Raw genomic sequence first — 14,288 nt, forward strand, 5'->3', positions numbered from 1 at the left:
GCACCGAGCTCGGTGCGAAGCTTGTCCAGCTCCTGCTGGTCGGCGACGGTCGCGGGCGCAGGGGCCGCCTCGGACGGGGCGGGCGCCAGGAAGACCCTGTGGGTCGTGTCGGACTGATCGAGGGAGCGGTGCAGCCAGTCGCCGAGGCGGAAGCACATCTCCACGGACTGGAGTGCCTCACGGACGTTGGCGTAGTACTCGTGGACCGCTCGGTTGCCCGTCGTACGGATCGCCTCGAACCAGGCACGCACCTGCGGCACGAGGACGTCTGCCCTGGTCAGGGCGTTGATCCGGTCGACCTGCTTGTTACCGGGCACGGAGATCCCGAGCAGTGTCACGAGATGCCGCGCCATGATCTCGCCGTAGAGGCGAGCCTTCACCATGGCCGCGTGCGGATCGGTGTGGACGTACGACTCCGCCGCACACCCCAGTGTCACCAACAGCGGCTCATGCCGCAGCAGGTGCCCGAAGTTAGCTGAGCCCGCCGCCAATCGCGCGACCTGATCGGCGTCTCCACCGGACGGGCTCCCTGATGCCGCCGTCACCATGCTTTCCCCCAGCTCCCTGGTCGTCATGTCATGCGCAAAGCCTTGCAGGATGACATGAACACACGACAGTGGCAAGGGATTTGAGACAACCGGCCAGCTGGACACCAAGAGCCACATGGGGTCGTCCGTGAACAAGCAGAGCGGGGCGCCCCCGTGAAGGGACGCCCCGCTCATGCCGTGAAGCCTCAGGTCGTCGTGCGGCGCCTGCGCGCGCCCGGCCGGCGCTCGCTGGGACGGGTGACCGGGTCGCCCGCCTCCAGGGCCGACGTGCGGCGCTTCATGCCGAACGTGGCCAGGGCCTCGGCCAGCTTGTGGACGGAGGGCTCCGGGGCCATGACGTCCACACGGAGACCGTGTTCCTCGGCCGTCTTGGCGGTTGCGGGGCCGATGCAGGCGATGACCGTCACGTTGTGCGGCTTGCCCGCGATGCCGACCAGATTGCGGACCGTGGAGGACGAGGTGAAGAGCACGGCGTCGAAACCGCCGCCCTTGATCGCCTCACGGGTGTCCGCCGGCGGCGGCGACGCGCGGACCGTGCGGTACGCGGTGACGTCGTCCACCTCCCAGCCCAGCTCGATCAGCCCGGCCACCAGGGTCTCGGTGGCGATGTCGGCGCGCGGCAGGAAGACACGGTCGATCGGGTCGAAGACCGGGTCGTAGGGCGGCCAGTCCTCCAGCAGGCCCGCGGCCGACTGCTCGCCGCTCGGCACCAGGTCCGGCTTCACACCGAAGGCGATCAGCGCGTTGGCGGTCTGCTCACCCACGGCGGCCACCTTGATGCCCGCGAAGGCACGCGCGTCGAGCCCGTACTCCTCGAACTTCTCCCGCACCGCCTTGACCGCGTTGACCGAGGTGAACGCGATCCACTCGTAGCGGCCGGTGACCAGGCCCTTGACCGCGCGCTCCATCTGCTGCGGGGTGCGCGGCGGCTCGACGGCGATGGTCGGGACCTCGTGCGGCACCGCGCCGTAGGAGCGGAGCTGGTCGGAGAGCGAGGCGGCCTGCTCCTTGGTGCGGGGCACCAGGACCTTCCAGCCGAACAGCGGCTTGGACTCGAACCACGAGAGCTGGTCGCGGCGGGCGGCGGCGGACCGTTCGCCGACCACGGCTATGACCGGGCGGCCGCCGTCGGGGGACGGCAGCACCTTGGCCTGCTTCAGCGTCTGCGCGATCGTGCCCAGCGTCGCCGTCCAGGTGCGCTGGCGGGTCGTCGTACCGGCGACCGTGACGGTGAGCGGGGTGTCCGGCTTGCGGCCCGCCGACACCAGCTCCGCGGCGGCGGCCGCGACGGAGTCCAGCGAGGTGGAGACGACCACCGTGCCGTCCGAGGCACCCACCTCCGTCCAGCACCGGTCGGAGGCGGTACGCGCGTCCACGAACCGTACGTCGGCGCCGCGCGCGTCGCGCAGCGGGACACCGGCGTACGCGGGCACGCCGGTCGCGGCCGCGACACCGGGGACGACCTCGAAGGGCACCCCGGCGGCGGCGCAGGCCAGCATCTCCTCGGCGGCGTCGGTGTCCAGTCCCGGATCACCGGCGACCGCACGGACCACCCGCCTGCCGCCCCGTGCGGCCTCCATGACAAGATGAGCCGCATCCTGGGCAGCGGCCGGGGCCACAGCGGGAGTTGACGCGCCGTCAACGACCGTGAGCTGCGGTGCGCCCGGAAGCGCGTCCGGGGAGGAGACCGCCTCCGTCGGCACGACGGAGACGCCCTGCCGGGCGTGCGTCCGGATCACGTCGAGCACCTCGTGCTCGGCGACCAGGACGTCCGCGTGGGACAGCGCCTCCACGGCGCGCAGAGTCAGCAGTCCCGGATCTCCGGGTCCGGCACCCAGGAAGGTGACGTGCCCGTGCTCGGGACCGGCGGGAAAGGCGGTGGGGCTCAATGTGCTCGCTCCCCCATCAGACCGGCCGCGCCCTGGGCGAGCATCTCGGTGGCGAGTTCGCGCCCGAGTGCCATCGCCCCGTCGTGCGTCAGGGGCACGGAACCGGTGGTGGACTGCTGCACCATCCGCGAGCCGTCGGTCGTGCCGACGACGCCGCGCAGGCGCATTTCCTTGATTACAGGCCCGTCGATCAAGAGGTCGGCCAGCGCACCCACAGGGGCGCTGCAGCCGGCCTCCAGCGCGGCGAGCAGTGACCGCTCGGCGGTGACGGCGGCCCGCGTGTGCGGGTCGTCGAGTTCGCCGAGGGCGGCGACGAGATCCGCGTCGGATGCCGCACACTCGATCGCCAGGGCCCCCTGGCCGGGGGCGGGCAGGACCGTGTCGACCGACAGGAAGTCGGTCACCTCGTCGATCCGGCCGATCCGGTTGAGTCCGGCGGCCGCGAGCACGACGGCGTCCAGCCGTCCCTCGTGGACGTACCCGATGCGGGTGTCCACGTTGCCGCGGATCGCCACCGTCTCGATGTCCAGCCCGTGGGTCCGCGCGTACGCGTTGAGCTGGGCCATGCGGCGCGGCGAGCCGGTGCCGATGCGCGCGCCGCGCGGCAGGTCGGTGAACTTCAGCGCGTCGCGGGCCACTATCACGTCCCGCGGGTCCTCCCGCACCGGCACGGCGGCCAGGGCGAGCTCCTCGGGCTGCGTGGTGGGCAGGTCCTTGAGCGAATGAACCGCGAAGTCCACCTCGCCGCGCACCAGGGCGTCCCGCAGCGCCGTGACGAACACCCCGGTGCCGCCGATCTGCGCCAGCGCCTCCCGGGAGACGTCGCCGTACGTGGTGATCTCGACCAGCTCGACGGGCCGGCCGGTCACCCGGCTCACGGCGTCCGCCACCTGCCCGGACTGGGCCATGGCGAGCTTGCTCCGCCTCGTCCCCAGTCGCAGTGCCTTGTCAGTCATGCCGGTCGGTCCTTCTCGTCTGTGTTGTCCACGGCCCGCGAGACGGCGGCGACCGTCTCCGGGTCGAGGTCGAACAGGGTGCGCAGCGCGTCCGCGTACCCGGTGCCTCCGGGCTCGGCCGCGAGCTGCTTGACCCGTACGGTCGGCGCGTGCAGCAGCTTGTCCACCACGCGGTGCACGGTCTGCCGGATCTCGCCGCGCAGGCGGTCGTCCAGGCCGGGCAGGCGTCCGTCGAGCCGCGCGATCTCGGCGGCGACGACGTCGGCGGCCATGGTGCGCAGCGCGACCACGGTGGGCGTGATGTGCGCCGCCCGCTGTGCCGCACCGAACGCCGCGACCTCGTCGGAGACGATACGCCGAACCTGGTCCACGTCGGACGCCATCGGGGCGTCGGCGGACGCCTCGGCCAGCGACTCGATGTCCACCAGGCGGACCCCGGCCAGCCGGTGCACGGCCGCGTCGATGTCGCGGGGCATGGCGAGGTCGAGGAGGAAGACGGCCGGGGCGGGGCGCGGGATCTCGGCGACCGGTTCGGGCCTGCGGTACTCGGGGACGCGGCCCGAGGCGGCGACGGCCTCGGCGAGCGCGGCGATCAGTCCGGCGTCGGCCTCGGGGGTAAAGCGGCCGCCCGCGTCGTGCTCGCGGCCGTGCTCCCGCAGGGAGGTGCCCTCGCCGACCCAGGCGGCGTGCTGCTCCAGGGTGGCCGCGTCCATCCCGGCGACGGCGGCCTCGCCGTGCACGGAGAAGCCGGGCGTGCCCTGCACGGAGGCCAGGTCCAGCGGGCAGTTCTCGTCGGTGCCGGCACCGGCCGGCGGCAGGTCGGTGGTCCCGGCCGGAGCTGCGGCGCTCACCTCCGCCGCCGGCTCCCCGGTGCGTCCGGCGACGGCCTCGGCGACGGCGTCCGCCGTCAGTACGAGACCGGTCGCGCCGGTACAGGAGACGACCACGTCGGCACGTGTAAGTTCCGCCGCCACGGCGTCCATGCGGACCGCGCGGGCGGTGGCGCCCTCGGCGTCGGCGAGGATCTGCGCGAGCCGCTCGGCGCGCTCGAAGGTGCGGTTGGCGACGACGATCTCGCCGACCCCGGCCCGCGCCAGCGTGGCGGCGGCCAGCGAGGACATCGACCCGGCGCCGATGACCAGCGCGGTCCGGCCCCGCGCCCAGCCCGGCACGTCGGTGTCCGCGGCGAGCTGCTCCAGGCCGAAGGTGACCAGGGACTGCCCGGCGCGGTCGATGCCGGTCTCGGAGTGGGCGCGCTTGCCGACGCGGAGCGCCTGCTGGAAGAGGTCGTTCAGCAGCCGTCCCGCGGTGTGCAGGTCCTGGGCACGGGCGAGGGCGTCCTTGATCTGGCCGAGGATCTGCCCCTCGCCGACGACCATGGAGTCCAGCCCGCAGGCCACCGAGAACAGGTGGTGGACGGCCCGGTCCTCGTAGTGGACGTAGAGGTACGGCGTCAGCTCCTCCAGGCCCACCCCGCTGTGCTGGGCGAGCAGCGTGGAGAGCTCGGCGACACCGGCGTGGAACTTGTCGACGTCGGCGTACAGCTCGATGCGGTTGCAGGTGGCGAGCACCGCGGCCTCGGTGGCCGGGTCGGCGGCGACGGTGTCCTGGAGCAGCTTGACCTGGGCGTCCGCGTTCAGCGCGGCCCGCTCCAGCACGCTGACCGGGGCACTGCGGTGGCTCAGCCCTACGACGAGGAGGCTCATGCCGGCATCACGGCGGGCACGTCCCCGTCGGGTCCCTGGCCGTCGGCGCTCGAGCGCTTGGCGGGTACGGCTCCGTCACCGGCCGCGGTCTCCTCGCCGGCCTTGCGCTGCTCGTGGAAGGCCAGGATCTGCAGCTCGATGGAGAGGTCGACCTTGCGCACGTCGACGCCGTCCGGGACGGTCAGCACGGTCGGCGCGAAGTTCAGGATGGAGGTGACCCCGGCGGTCACGAGCCGGTCGCAGACCTGCTGGGCGGCGCCGGCGGGGGTGGCGATGACGCCGATGGAGACGCCGTTGTCCTCGATGATCTTCTCGAGTTCGTCGGTGTGCCGCACCGGGATGCCCGCGACCGGCTTGCCGGCCATCGCGGGATCGGCGTCTATCAGCGCCGCCACGCGGAAGCCGCGCGAGGCGAAGCCGCCGTAGTTGGCGAGGGCCGCGCCGAGGTTTCCGATACCGACGATGACGACGGGCCAGTCCTGGGTCAGGCCCAGCTCGCGGGAGATCTGGTAGACGAGGTACTCCACGTCGTACCCGACGCCGCGGGTGCCGTAGGAGCCCAGGTAGGAGAAGTCCTTGCGCAGCTTGGCGGAGTTGACGCCCGCCGCCGCGGCCAGTTCCTCGGAGGACACCGTGGGGACCGAGCGCTCCGACAGGGCCGTCAGCGCTCGGAGGTACAGCGGAAGCCGGGCGACGGTGGCCTCGGGAATCCCTCGGCTGCGGGTCGCCGGTCGGTGAGTTCGGCCAGTTGCCACGGTGCTCCTGCGGGTAGAGCGGGGCTGCGAGCGGTCATGCTTCCCCGGACCGCCCCGTCGACAAGAAGGCTATGTCTTTGTGAACGTGTGCACAAAGATGGTGTCCGATTTGCCCGGTCAACGTGACCGGGGTCACGCATGCCCGTTGCGGGGCCCTACCTGGGGGCAAAACTACACACTCGCCGCGTTTCGCGCCCCTGAGGCCCCTCCGGAGCCGTCCGTCACCCGGTCAGCGCGCGGCGCAGCCGCCCCTCGTCCACCCGCCAGAAGGTGTGCTGCTCGCCGTCGACCAGGACGACCGGGATCTGCTCCCAGTACTGGTCGTGCAGCGCGCGGTCCTCGGTGATGTCCCGCCCCTCCCAGGGCACGCCGAGTTCGCCGCAGACTTTCTCGATCACGGCCTGCGCGTCGTCGCACAGATGACAGCCGGGCTTGCGGATCAGGGTGACCAGCCGCTCCTGGGGGGCGGCCTTGCGCCGGAAGAGGGGACTCATACGGGTCATTGTCCCGCCCCGCACCCCCGCCTCGGCCCTTGCGCGAAGGGGTACGTATGCCCGGAGTTCACAGACTCCGAACCTCTCGGCTCCGGAACCGCCGAACGGACTGGCTATGCTCACGCCATGGCCGCTCTTGGATGGCTCACCCCCCGTAGGCGCTCCGCCACGGCGCGGAGCGTGTTGGCAGGCGAGGCTTCCGCGGAGGCCGCCCGCAAGTCCACGCAGGAACACCCGGAACCCGCGGGCGCCGAGCGGGAACCGGAATTCCCCGTGCTCGGCGACGACCGGGCCGCCGCCTTCTTCGACCTCGACAACACCGTGATGCAGGGCGCCGCGCTCTTCCACTTCGGGCGCGGTCTGTACAAGCGGAAGTTCTTCGAGACCCGGGAACTCGCCCGGTTCGCCTGGCAGCAAACGTGGTTCCGGCTGGCCGGGGTCGAGGACCCCGAGCACATGCAGGAGGCCCGCGACTCGGCGCTCTCCATCGTCAAGGGCCACCGGGTGGCCGAGCTGGAGACGATCGGCGAGGAGATCTACGACGAGTACATGGCCGACCGCATCTGGCCCGGCACCCGCGCGCTCGCCCAGGCGCACCTGGACGCGGGCCAGAAGGTCTGGCTGGTGACGGCGGCCCCGGTGGAGATCGCCCAGGTCATCGCCCGCCGTCTCGGCCTCACCGGCGCGCTCGGCACGGTCGCGGAGTCCGTCGACGGCGTCTACACCGGCCGCCTGGTCGGCGAGCCGCTGCACGGCCCGGCCAAGGCGGAGGCGGTACGGGCGCTGGCCGCCGCCGAGGGGCTGGACCTCTCCCGCTGCGCCGCGTACAGCGACAGCCACAACGACATCCCGATGCTCTCCCTGGTCGGCCACCCCTACGCGATCAACCCGGACACCAAGCTGCGCCGGCACGCCCGCGACAAGGACTGGCGGCTGCGCGACTACCGCACCGGCCGCAAGGCCGCCAAGGTCGGCATCCCGGCGGCCGCCGGGGTCGGCGCGGTGGCGGGCGGCACGGCCGCGGCGATCGCCCTGAGCCGCCGCCGCCGCTGATCCGGCCACGGCTCCCGCGCGCCCGAAGTATGCATCCGCCCTTCGAACACGCCTCAGCTTTCACAGAAATCAGCCCAGTTTCGATCAACAAGCGATCACATTCCGCAAGTTGAAAGGTCGTCAATCGCTAACACAGGCGACCTAATCGACGATTTGAGCAACTGGGTGTAGCAGGGTCTACACGAAGCGTTATTCTCCTCAGACGCAAACCGGTACCCCTCCGTCGCTACGACGGGTGAAAGGTCCCGTACTGCACGTGATGGAAGCTCTGCCTCTGGGAGTCCCGTGTACCCACACGTCGGGGTTGACGCCTCGGGCCTGGCTACGCTGCGCGCAACTGTCGCAACGGTCAAAGACACGCTGCGCGGCCTCGTCCCCACCGCGCACACCGTCCCCGCCTTCGCCGGCGCCGGCGCCGCGCCCATCGGTCCGTGCTACGCACTGGCCGAACGCGGCGCGGCCGTCGGCAGACGAGCCCGCTCCACGGGCGCGCCCGCCGCCCGCCGGCCGGCCGCGGACAGTGACAGCGCCCGCATGATGGACCTGGTCGAACGCGCCCAGGCAGGTGAGGCGGACGCGTTCGGCCGCCTCTACGACCAGTACAGCGACACCGTGTACCGGTACATCTACTACCGGGTCGGCGGCAAGGCCACGGCCGAGGACCTGACGAGCGAGACCTTTCTGCGCGCCCTGCGCCGGATCGGCACCTTCACCTGGCAGGGCCGCGACTTCGGCGCCTGGCTGGTGACGATCGCCCGCAACCTGGTCGCCGACCACTTCAAGTCCAGCCGCTTCCGGCTGGAGGTCACCACCGGCGAGATGCTCGACGCCAACGAGGTCGCGCGCTCCCCCGAGGACTCCGTCCTGGAGTCGCTCTCCAACGCCGCGCTGCTGGACGCGGTGCGCCGGCTCAACCCCCAGCAGCAGGAGTGCGTGACGCTCCGCTTCCTCCAGGGCCTGTCGGTCGCCGAGACCGCGCGGGTGATGGGCAAGAACGAGGGCGCCATCAAGACCCTCCAGTACCGGGCCGTGCGCACCCTCGCCCGGCTCCTCCCGGAAGACGCCCGCTGAGGCCGCCCGCCCCGCGACGCAGAGCGACGGTCAACTCACCCTTGGTGAAAGTGAGTTGGTTTTGCGATCCGGCGGCCCGACGTCCGTAACCCAAGTGCCGAGCCGCTCGTTGTGCGGGATACAGGCTCCCTGTGAGTCGACCGTCATGACGAGAGGAGGTGCCGCCAGTGATTGCGAACGTATCGGCGCACCGGCGGGCGAACGCCTTCGCCCAGGCCCTGGAGGAGCAGTCCGACCGGGACACGGCGGCCGAGCACGCACACCGGGCGGAACCACCGCCCGCCGAGGACAGATCCGATCAGGGCGAGCTGCTGGCCCTGGCGGAAGGACTCGGTGAGCTGCCCAGGCCCCAGCTCGACCCGGAGGTCAAGGTCGTCCAGCGGGCCCAGTTGGTGGCCGCGATGGAGGCCATGGTCCAGGAGGGCACCCTGGGCGGAGCGGCTCAGGCGTCGGTACCCGAGCAGCGTTCCCCCGGCCGGGGCGCGCACCGGGCCGGCCCGCTGAGCAAGCTGCGCCCCAGGTCCCGGCTGGCCAAGGGGCTCACCGCGGGCGGACTCAGCGTGGGCGTGGCCGCCGGTGCCTTCGGCGGAGTGGCCGCCGCCAGCTCCGAGGCCCTGCCCGGCGATTCGCTGTACGGACTGAAGCGCGGCATCGAGGACTTCCAGCTCAACTACCTCAGCCAGGGCGACGGGGAGCGCGGCCAGGCCTACCTGGACCACGCCTCCACCCGGCTGAACGAGGCCCGCAGGCTGATGGAGCGCGACCGGAGCGGCGGGCTGGACCACGAGTCCATCGGCGAGATCCGCCGCACCCTCTCCGGCATGCGCAACGACGTCACCGAGGGCCACCGCCTGCTGCACGCGGCCTATGAGGCGGACCCCGACTCCCTCGGCCCGATCCAGGCTCTGTCCGCCTTCTCCCGCTCCCACCGCGAGGTGTGGAGCACGCTGAGCGACCGGCTCCCGGTCCAGCTCGGCGATGTGAAGGACGAGGTCTCCTCGGTCTTCGACGCCATAGACGAAGAGGTGGCCCCGCTGGAGTCGCTGCTGCCCAAACCGCCCGCCACCAAGGGCGACGACGGTCACAGCGGCGGCCGTCCCGGCGTGGCCCCGTCCGGCTCCGCGAGCGGCCACCGGTCCGGCTCTCCGAGCACCGGTGACACGCCGTCGGCGGGCAAGGACCGGGACAGCAGCCCCGGCACTCCGAGCGGCTCCGCCACCGGCGACAGCGGCGACGGACTTCTCGGTGGCAACACCGGCGGTCTGCTGGACCCGCCGAAGACCGGTGGCTCCGAGGGCGGTTCGCCGTCCGCGGGCAAGTCGTCCAGCCCGTCGGGCAAGCCGGACGTCACCCTGCCGCCGCTCCTGCCGGGCCTCCTGCCCGGCCTGGGCATCGACAGCAAGGACGCCGAGTAGCCCGCAGCGCGTACGAGAGCGGGGCGCCCCTTTCCGAGCAGGGGCGCCCCGCTTTCACGTCCGCCTCGCGTACGGCCTTCGGAAGACCGCTGTGAGAGCACTCAGAAGAACACCGAACGCCGCTGCACCAGCAGCTTGTACAGCGTGTGCTGGATCTGCTCACGCACCTGGTCGGTGAGGTTGAACATCAGCATCGGGTCCTCGGCCGCCTCCGGCGGATACCCGTCCGTGGGGATCGGCTCGCCGAACTGGATGGTCCACTTCGTCGGCAGCGGGATCGCCCCGAGCGGCCCGAGCCAGGGGAAGGTCGGCGTCAGCGGGAAGTACGGGAAGCCCAGCAGCCGCGCCAGCGTCTTGGCGTTGCCGATCATCGGGTAGATCTCCTCGGCGCCGACGATCGAGCACGGGACGATCGGCACCCCCTGCCTGAGCGCGGTGGAGACGAACCCGCCCCGGCCGAACCGCTGGAGCTTGTACCGCTCCCCGAACGGCTTGCCGATCCCCTTGAACCCCTCCGGCATCACCCCGACCAGCTCGCCCTGGCCCAGCAGCCGTTCGGCGTCCTCGGCGCAGGCGAGGGTGTGACCGAGCTTGCGGGCCAGCTCGTTGACGACCGGCAGCACGAACACCAGGTCGGCCGCGAGCAGCCGCAGATGCCGGCCGGCCGGATGCCGGTCGTGCACGGCGACCTGCATCATCAGCCCGTCCAGCGGCAGCGTCCCGGAGTGGTTGGCGACGATCAGCGCCCCGCCCTCGGCCGGGATGTTCTCGATGCCCTTCACCTCGACCCGGAAGTACTTCTCGTACACCGGGCGCAGCAGGGACATCAGGACCTGGTCGGTCAGCTCCTCGTCGTACCCGAAGTCGTCGACCTCGTAGTCCCCGGTGAGCCGGCGGCGCAGGAAGGCGAGGCCGCGCGCGACCCGCTGCTCCAGGGCGTCGGCCGCCTCCCGCGCGCGCTCCTCGGCCGGGGGCTTCTCGTCACGGGTGTCCCCTCTGGCGGGCAGCGGCTGGACCGCGCCGGGCCGGCCGCCCGTGCTCCGGCGGCGCTGCGGCCGCTGCCCCGCGCCCCCGCGGGACCGGTCGTCGTCGAACGGAATGACCTTGGCGTCCGCCATCGTTGCCGCTCTCCTCAGTTGGCGCCGGGCTGCGGGACACGGGCGCCGCTCCCGGCGGTCAGCACGGCGACCCGGTCGACGGCCTCCGCGAGCGTCTCGGGCGGCAGCAGCCCGGGACCCTGTCCGCGCGCGAAGTCCGCGAACGTCTCCGCCGTCGTGTACGTGGGCACGAACCCGAGGGTGTCGCGCATCTGGCCGGTGTCGACCACCCGGCCGTGGGTGAGCAGCCGGATCTGCTCGGGTGAGAAGTCCGTCATGCCGAGCGTACGCACCAGCGACCCGGCCCAGGTGACCGCGGGCAGCAGCAGAGGCACAGTGGGCCGGCCGAGCCGGCGCGAGCACTGCGAGAGCAGCAGCACCCCGTCGCCCGCGATGTTGAAGGTGCCGCTGTTGAGGGTGCCCCGGCGCGGCTCGTGCGAGGCGATCCGCAGCACCTCGATCACGTCGTCCTCGTGCACGAACTGCAGCCGGGGGTCGTAGCCCAGCACGGTGGGCAGCACGGGCAGCGCGAAGTAGGAGGCGAGCGGGGTGTCCGGAGTGGGCCCGAGGATGTTGGCGAACCGCAGCACGCACACGGCGACATCGGGGCGGCGCCGGGCGAACCCGCGCACGTACCCCTCGACCTCGACGGCGTCCTTGGCGAAGCCGCCGCTGGGCAGCGACTTGGCGGGGGTGGTCTCGGTGAAGACGGCCGGGTCGCGCGGGGCGGAGCCGTAGACGTTGGTGCTGGACTTCACCACGAGCCGCTTGACGGCCGGCGACTTCTGGCACGCGCCGAGCAGCTGCATGGTGCCGATGACATTGGTCTCCTTGACCGTGGCCCGGCTGCCGCCACCCAGCGCGGTGCCGGTCACGTCCATGTGGACGACCGTGTCGGCGCCGGTCTCCGCGAGCACGCGGGCGACGGTCGGCTGCCGGATGTCGGCCTGGATGAACTCCGCCCCGCCGAGGTCGTGCGCGGGCGGTACGGCGTCCAGGGCGATCACCCGGTCGACCTCCGGGTCACGCTGGACGCGCCGCACGAACCGGCCGCCGAGCTGCCGGGCGGCTCCGGTGACGAGCACGACCTTTCCCAAGACCAGCGCCTCTCTTCCGACCTCGCGGGAGCGCGCACGAGGACCGCGTCCTCGTCCGCGTTCCCCGTGTGCGGCCAACCTATCGGGTCACTGTCACCGGAAGGTGACCCGGACATGCCGGTGGCCCCCAGTCCTTGTCGGACTGGGGGCCACCGGGGACGCGTCTTCGCGCGGTGCCGCTTACTTCTTGTTGCGGCGCTGAACGCGCGTGCGCTTGAGCAGCTTGCGGTGCTTCTTCTTGGCCATCCGCTTACGCCGCTTCTTGATAACAGAGCCCACGACTACCCTCGCTCACTTCTCATGACTCGGTTGCTGGGCGCCATGGGCCCATACGACCTACGAGGGGTCAGCCTACCCGCCCGAGCGCCGTGGTCGTAATCGAGGGCTTGTTCCGGGATCTTCCGGACCGCCGTCAGGCCGTTTCCACCCCCACGTAGCTCTCCCGGAGGTACTCGTGAACCGCTTGCTCGGGGACGCGGAAGGACCGCCCCACCCGGATCGCGGGCAGATGACCGCTGTGCACCAAGCGGTACACGGTCATCTTCGACACTCGCATCACCGAGGCGACCTCCGCCACGGTGAGGAACTGGACCTCGTTCAACGGCCTCTCGCCTGCACCAGCCATGACACACCTGAACCTTCCGCACTCGACGGCCACCGGCTTCCCCTTCCGGTGACTCTTCGTCGTTGCGTGCTCACTCCCCAGACTAGGGGCGGGTGATGCGAATGGGGAAGAGGTGTCCCCATCGGCGGCCTACTGTGACAGACACGCTCGTTTGAGTACGTAGCGGGTGAGCGGGCGGTAGTGACCAGACCGTACGGCGTCGTCAAGCGGAACGACCACGGACACCGTTCCCTCGGCCTCACCGACGAAGGGCGCGGGGTCGTCGGAGTCGGCCAGACCGATCGCCTCGAACCCCAACTGACCTGCGCCGCAGACCCATCCGTGATCCCCGACGACCAGTCCGGGCAGGGGCCCGCCCGACTCCGCGGCGGCGGCCAGCGCGACCCGAACCGGGAGCGGGGAATGGCTGTGCGCACCCGGCTCACCACCCCGGCGCCCGCTCGCCGGTTCCCGCACCAGGGCAACCCCTCGTACGTAGTCGAGGTGGTGCGTGCGTAGACCGAACCGGGTCAATATGTCGACACAGCGACCCTGCGCGGGGGTGAGAATCTCACATCCCGCCGCCGACACCGCGTCCGCGAGGGCGGCGTAGAACCCCAGGAGCTGCCGCGGGTGCCCGGTACCGAACAGCACCGGCACCCCCCGCCGGGCCGCGCCGGCGATCGCCAGCGCGAAGGCGTCCAGCGCGGCCAGCGTCCGCTCCGGGTCGATCACGTCCCGGCCCGAAGTATGCAGCGGATCGGCGGAGACCCCGCACCGGTCCGCCATCAGACCGAGCAGTTCCCGCTGCCCCCAGGACCGTTCGGGATCGATCCCGATCAGCGCGCGGGGGTCACGCGCGGCGAACAGCCGGTAGTTGCGCAGGCTGTCCTCCCGCGCGGTGGCGACCTCCCCGGCGAGACGGGCCGCGAGCAGGTGCGCGCGCAGGGCACCGGTGTCCAACACGGGTGCGATCGTGGCCCATCGGGCCGGCGACCGGAGGAGGAACGGGGGAAAGACCGCACGGTTGGCGTAACGACTACTCGCCACGCCCCGCTCAGGCCAGCAGACCCCGCAGCGGGAACGCCGAACGCCGGGTGGCCAGTACCGCCTGGTCGAGCCGGTCGGCCGGGTCGTACCCCGACTCCCAGGACGCCCAGCTCACCGGCCAGCGCCCGTCGGTCATCCGCTGCGGCCCCGACTGCCGGGTGCGCGCGTACACTTCCTGCCGCCAGCTCTCGGGGATCACCGTCTCCGGCGCGATCTCCCGCCCGGCCGCGATGCCCACGAGATGCGTCCACGATCTCGGCACCACGTCGACCACCGCGTACCCGCCGCCTCCCAGCGCGAGCCACTTGCCGTCCGCGTAGGTGTGCGCCAGCTCGTGGCAGGCCACCTGCACCGCCCGCTGCGCGTCCAGCGAGACCGCGAGATGCGCGAGCGGGTCCTCGAAGTGCGTGTCCGCCCCGTGCTGCGACACCAGCACCTGTGGCCGGAACTCCGCCAGCAGCTCCGGTACCACCGCGTGGAACGCCCGCAGCCACCCCGCGTCCCCGGTCCCGGCGGGCAGCGCCACGTTCACCGCCGCGCCCTCCCCCGCACC

General features: G+C 71.9%; 14 protein-coding genes and 1 pseudogene. 3 read left to right on the forward strand and 12 right to left on the reverse strand.

The window, feature by feature from the left end; genetic code table 11:
- The 6 genes from CCN33_RS31875 to CCN33_RS06645 form a co-directional block, all read right to left on the reverse strand.
- A partial coding sequence (locus CCN33_RS31875) for a DUF4145 domain-containing protein (protein ID WP_167387783.1) occupies positions 1-437 on the reverse strand: 437 nt, incomplete at its 3' end.
- A gap of 296 nt (positions 438-733) precedes the next feature.
- Complete coding sequence (locus tag CCN33_RS06625) at positions 734-2,437, reverse strand: bifunctional uroporphyrinogen-III C-methyltransferase/uroporphyrinogen-III synthase (protein WP_086692188.1); 1,704 nt, start codon at positions 2,435-2,437, stop codon at positions 734-736.
- Positions 2,434-3,393 carry a hydroxymethylbilane synthase gene (hemC, locus tag CCN33_RS06630; protein ID WP_086692191.1) on the reverse strand — a complete coding sequence of 320 codons (960 nt, stop codon included), beginning with the start codon at positions 3,391-3,393 and terminating at the stop codon, positions 2,434-2,436. Before hemC ends, CCN33_RS06625 begins: the two co-directional genes overlap by 4 nt.
- Complete coding sequence (locus tag CCN33_RS06635) at positions 3,390-5,099, reverse strand: glutamyl-tRNA reductase (RefSeq protein ID WP_086692194.1); 1,710 nt, start codon at positions 5,097-5,099, stop codon at positions 3,390-3,392. Before CCN33_RS06635 ends, hemC begins: the two co-directional genes overlap by 4 nt.
- Complete coding sequence (locus CCN33_RS06640) at positions 5,096-5,854, reverse strand: redox-sensing transcriptional repressor Rex (RefSeq protein WP_086692198.1); 759 nt, start codon at positions 5,852-5,854, stop codon at positions 5,096-5,098. The genes CCN33_RS06635 and CCN33_RS06640 overlap by 4 nt, the downstream gene beginning before the upstream one ends.
- Positions 5,855-6,075: 221 nt before the next feature.
- Positions 6,076-6,357 carry a glutaredoxin family protein gene (locus tag CCN33_RS06645; RefSeq protein WP_208621673.1) on the reverse strand — a complete coding sequence of 94 codons (282 nt, stop codon included), beginning with the start codon at positions 6,355-6,357 and terminating at the stop codon, positions 6,076-6,078.
- 117 nt (positions 6,358-6,474) lie between these two features.
- On the opposite strand from CCN33_RS06645, the gene CCN33_RS06650 reads away from it, so the two are divergent.
- From CCN33_RS06650 to CCN33_RS06660, 3 genes are all read left to right on the forward strand, one after another.
- Complete coding sequence (locus CCN33_RS06650; protein WP_086692205.1) at positions 6,475-7,401, forward strand: HAD family hydrolase; 927 nt, start codon at positions 6,475-6,477, stop codon at positions 7,399-7,401.
- A gap of 285 nt (positions 7,402-7,686) precedes the next feature.
- The gene (locus tag CCN33_RS06655; RefSeq protein WP_086692207.1) at positions 7,687-8,472 is read left to right on the forward strand and encodes an ECF subfamily RNA polymerase sigma factor, BldN family; all 786 of its coding nucleotides are present in this window, start codon (positions 7,687-7,689) and stop codon (positions 8,470-8,472) included.
- 167 nt (positions 8,473-8,639) lie between these two features.
- The gene (locus CCN33_RS06660; RefSeq protein ID WP_086692210.1) at positions 8,640-9,887 is read left to right on the forward strand and encodes a DUF5667 domain-containing protein; all 1,248 of its coding nucleotides are present in this window, start codon (positions 8,640-8,642) and stop codon (positions 9,885-9,887) included.
- Between the two features lie 101 nt (positions 9,888-9,988).
- On the opposite strand, the gene CCN33_RS06665 is transcribed toward CCN33_RS06660, so the two are convergent.
- The 6 genes and pseudogenes from CCN33_RS06665 to CCN33_RS06690 form a co-directional block, all read right to left on the reverse strand.
- Complete coding sequence (locus tag CCN33_RS06665) at positions 9,989-11,005, reverse strand: lysophospholipid acyltransferase family protein (RefSeq protein ID WP_086692214.1); 1,017 nt, start codon at positions 11,003-11,005, stop codon at positions 9,989-9,991.
- 14 nt (positions 11,006-11,019) lie between these two features.
- The gene (locus CCN33_RS06670; RefSeq protein WP_086692217.1) at positions 11,020-12,081 is read right to left on the reverse strand and encodes an NAD-dependent epimerase/dehydratase family protein; all 1,062 of its coding nucleotides are present in this window, start codon (positions 12,079-12,081) and stop codon (positions 11,020-11,022) included.
- Between the two features lie 180 nt (positions 12,082-12,261).
- Complete coding sequence (locus tag CCN33_RS06675) at positions 12,262-12,360, reverse strand: 30S ribosomal protein bS22 (protein WP_003948845.1); 99 nt, start codon at positions 12,358-12,360, stop codon at positions 12,262-12,264.
- A gap of 133 nt (positions 12,361-12,493) precedes the next feature.
- Positions 12,494-12,706, reverse strand: coding sequence for a helix-turn-helix domain-containing protein (locus CCN33_RS06680; protein WP_051781202.1), 213 nt, complete (start codon positions 12,704-12,706; stop codon positions 12,494-12,496).
- 129 nt (positions 12,707-12,835) lie between these two features.
- Positions 12,836-13,651 (reverse strand): phosphatase, encoded by an 816-nt coding sequence (locus CCN33_RS06685; RefSeq protein ID WP_086692220.1) that lies wholly within the window; start codon positions 13,649-13,651, stop codon positions 12,836-12,838.
- 91 nt (positions 13,652-13,742) lie between these two features.
- Positions 13,743-14,288, reverse strand: a pseudogene (locus CCN33_RS06690) (acetoin utilization protein AcuC); the annotation flags it as partial.

Origin of the sequence: Streptomyces recifensis (genome assembly GCF_002154615.1) — a bacterium.
In the GTDB taxonomy this organism is placed as follows: Bacteria; Actinomycetota; Actinomycetes; order Streptomycetales; family Streptomycetaceae; genus Streptomyces; species Streptomyces griseoluteus.

Bases quoted from the DNA above. Each gene is read 5' to 3' on its own strand.
- hemC (WP_086692191.1), bottom strand. From the start codon at position 3,393: ATGACTGACAAGGCACTGCGACTGGGGACGAGGCGGAGCAAGCTCGCC.
- CCN33_RS06635 (WP_086692194.1), bottom strand. From the start codon at position 5,099: ATGAGCCTCCTCGTCGTAGGGCTGAGCCACCGCAGTGCCCCGGTCAGC.
- CCN33_RS06645 (WP_208621673.1), bottom strand. From the start codon at position 6,357: ATGACCCGTATGAGTCCCCTCTTCCGGCGCAAGGCCGCCCCCCAGGAG.
- CCN33_RS06650 (WP_086692205.1), top strand. From the start codon at position 6,475: ATGGCCGCTCTTGGATGGCTCACCCCCCGTAGGCGCTCCGCCACGGCG.
- CCN33_RS06665 (WP_086692214.1), bottom strand. From the start codon at position 11,005: ATGGCGGACGCCAAGGTCATTCCGTTCGACGACGACCGGTCCCGCGGG.
- CCN33_RS06680 (WP_051781202.1), bottom strand. From the start codon at position 12,706: ATGGCTGGTGCAGGCGAGAGGCCGTTGAACGAGGTCCAGTTCCTCACC.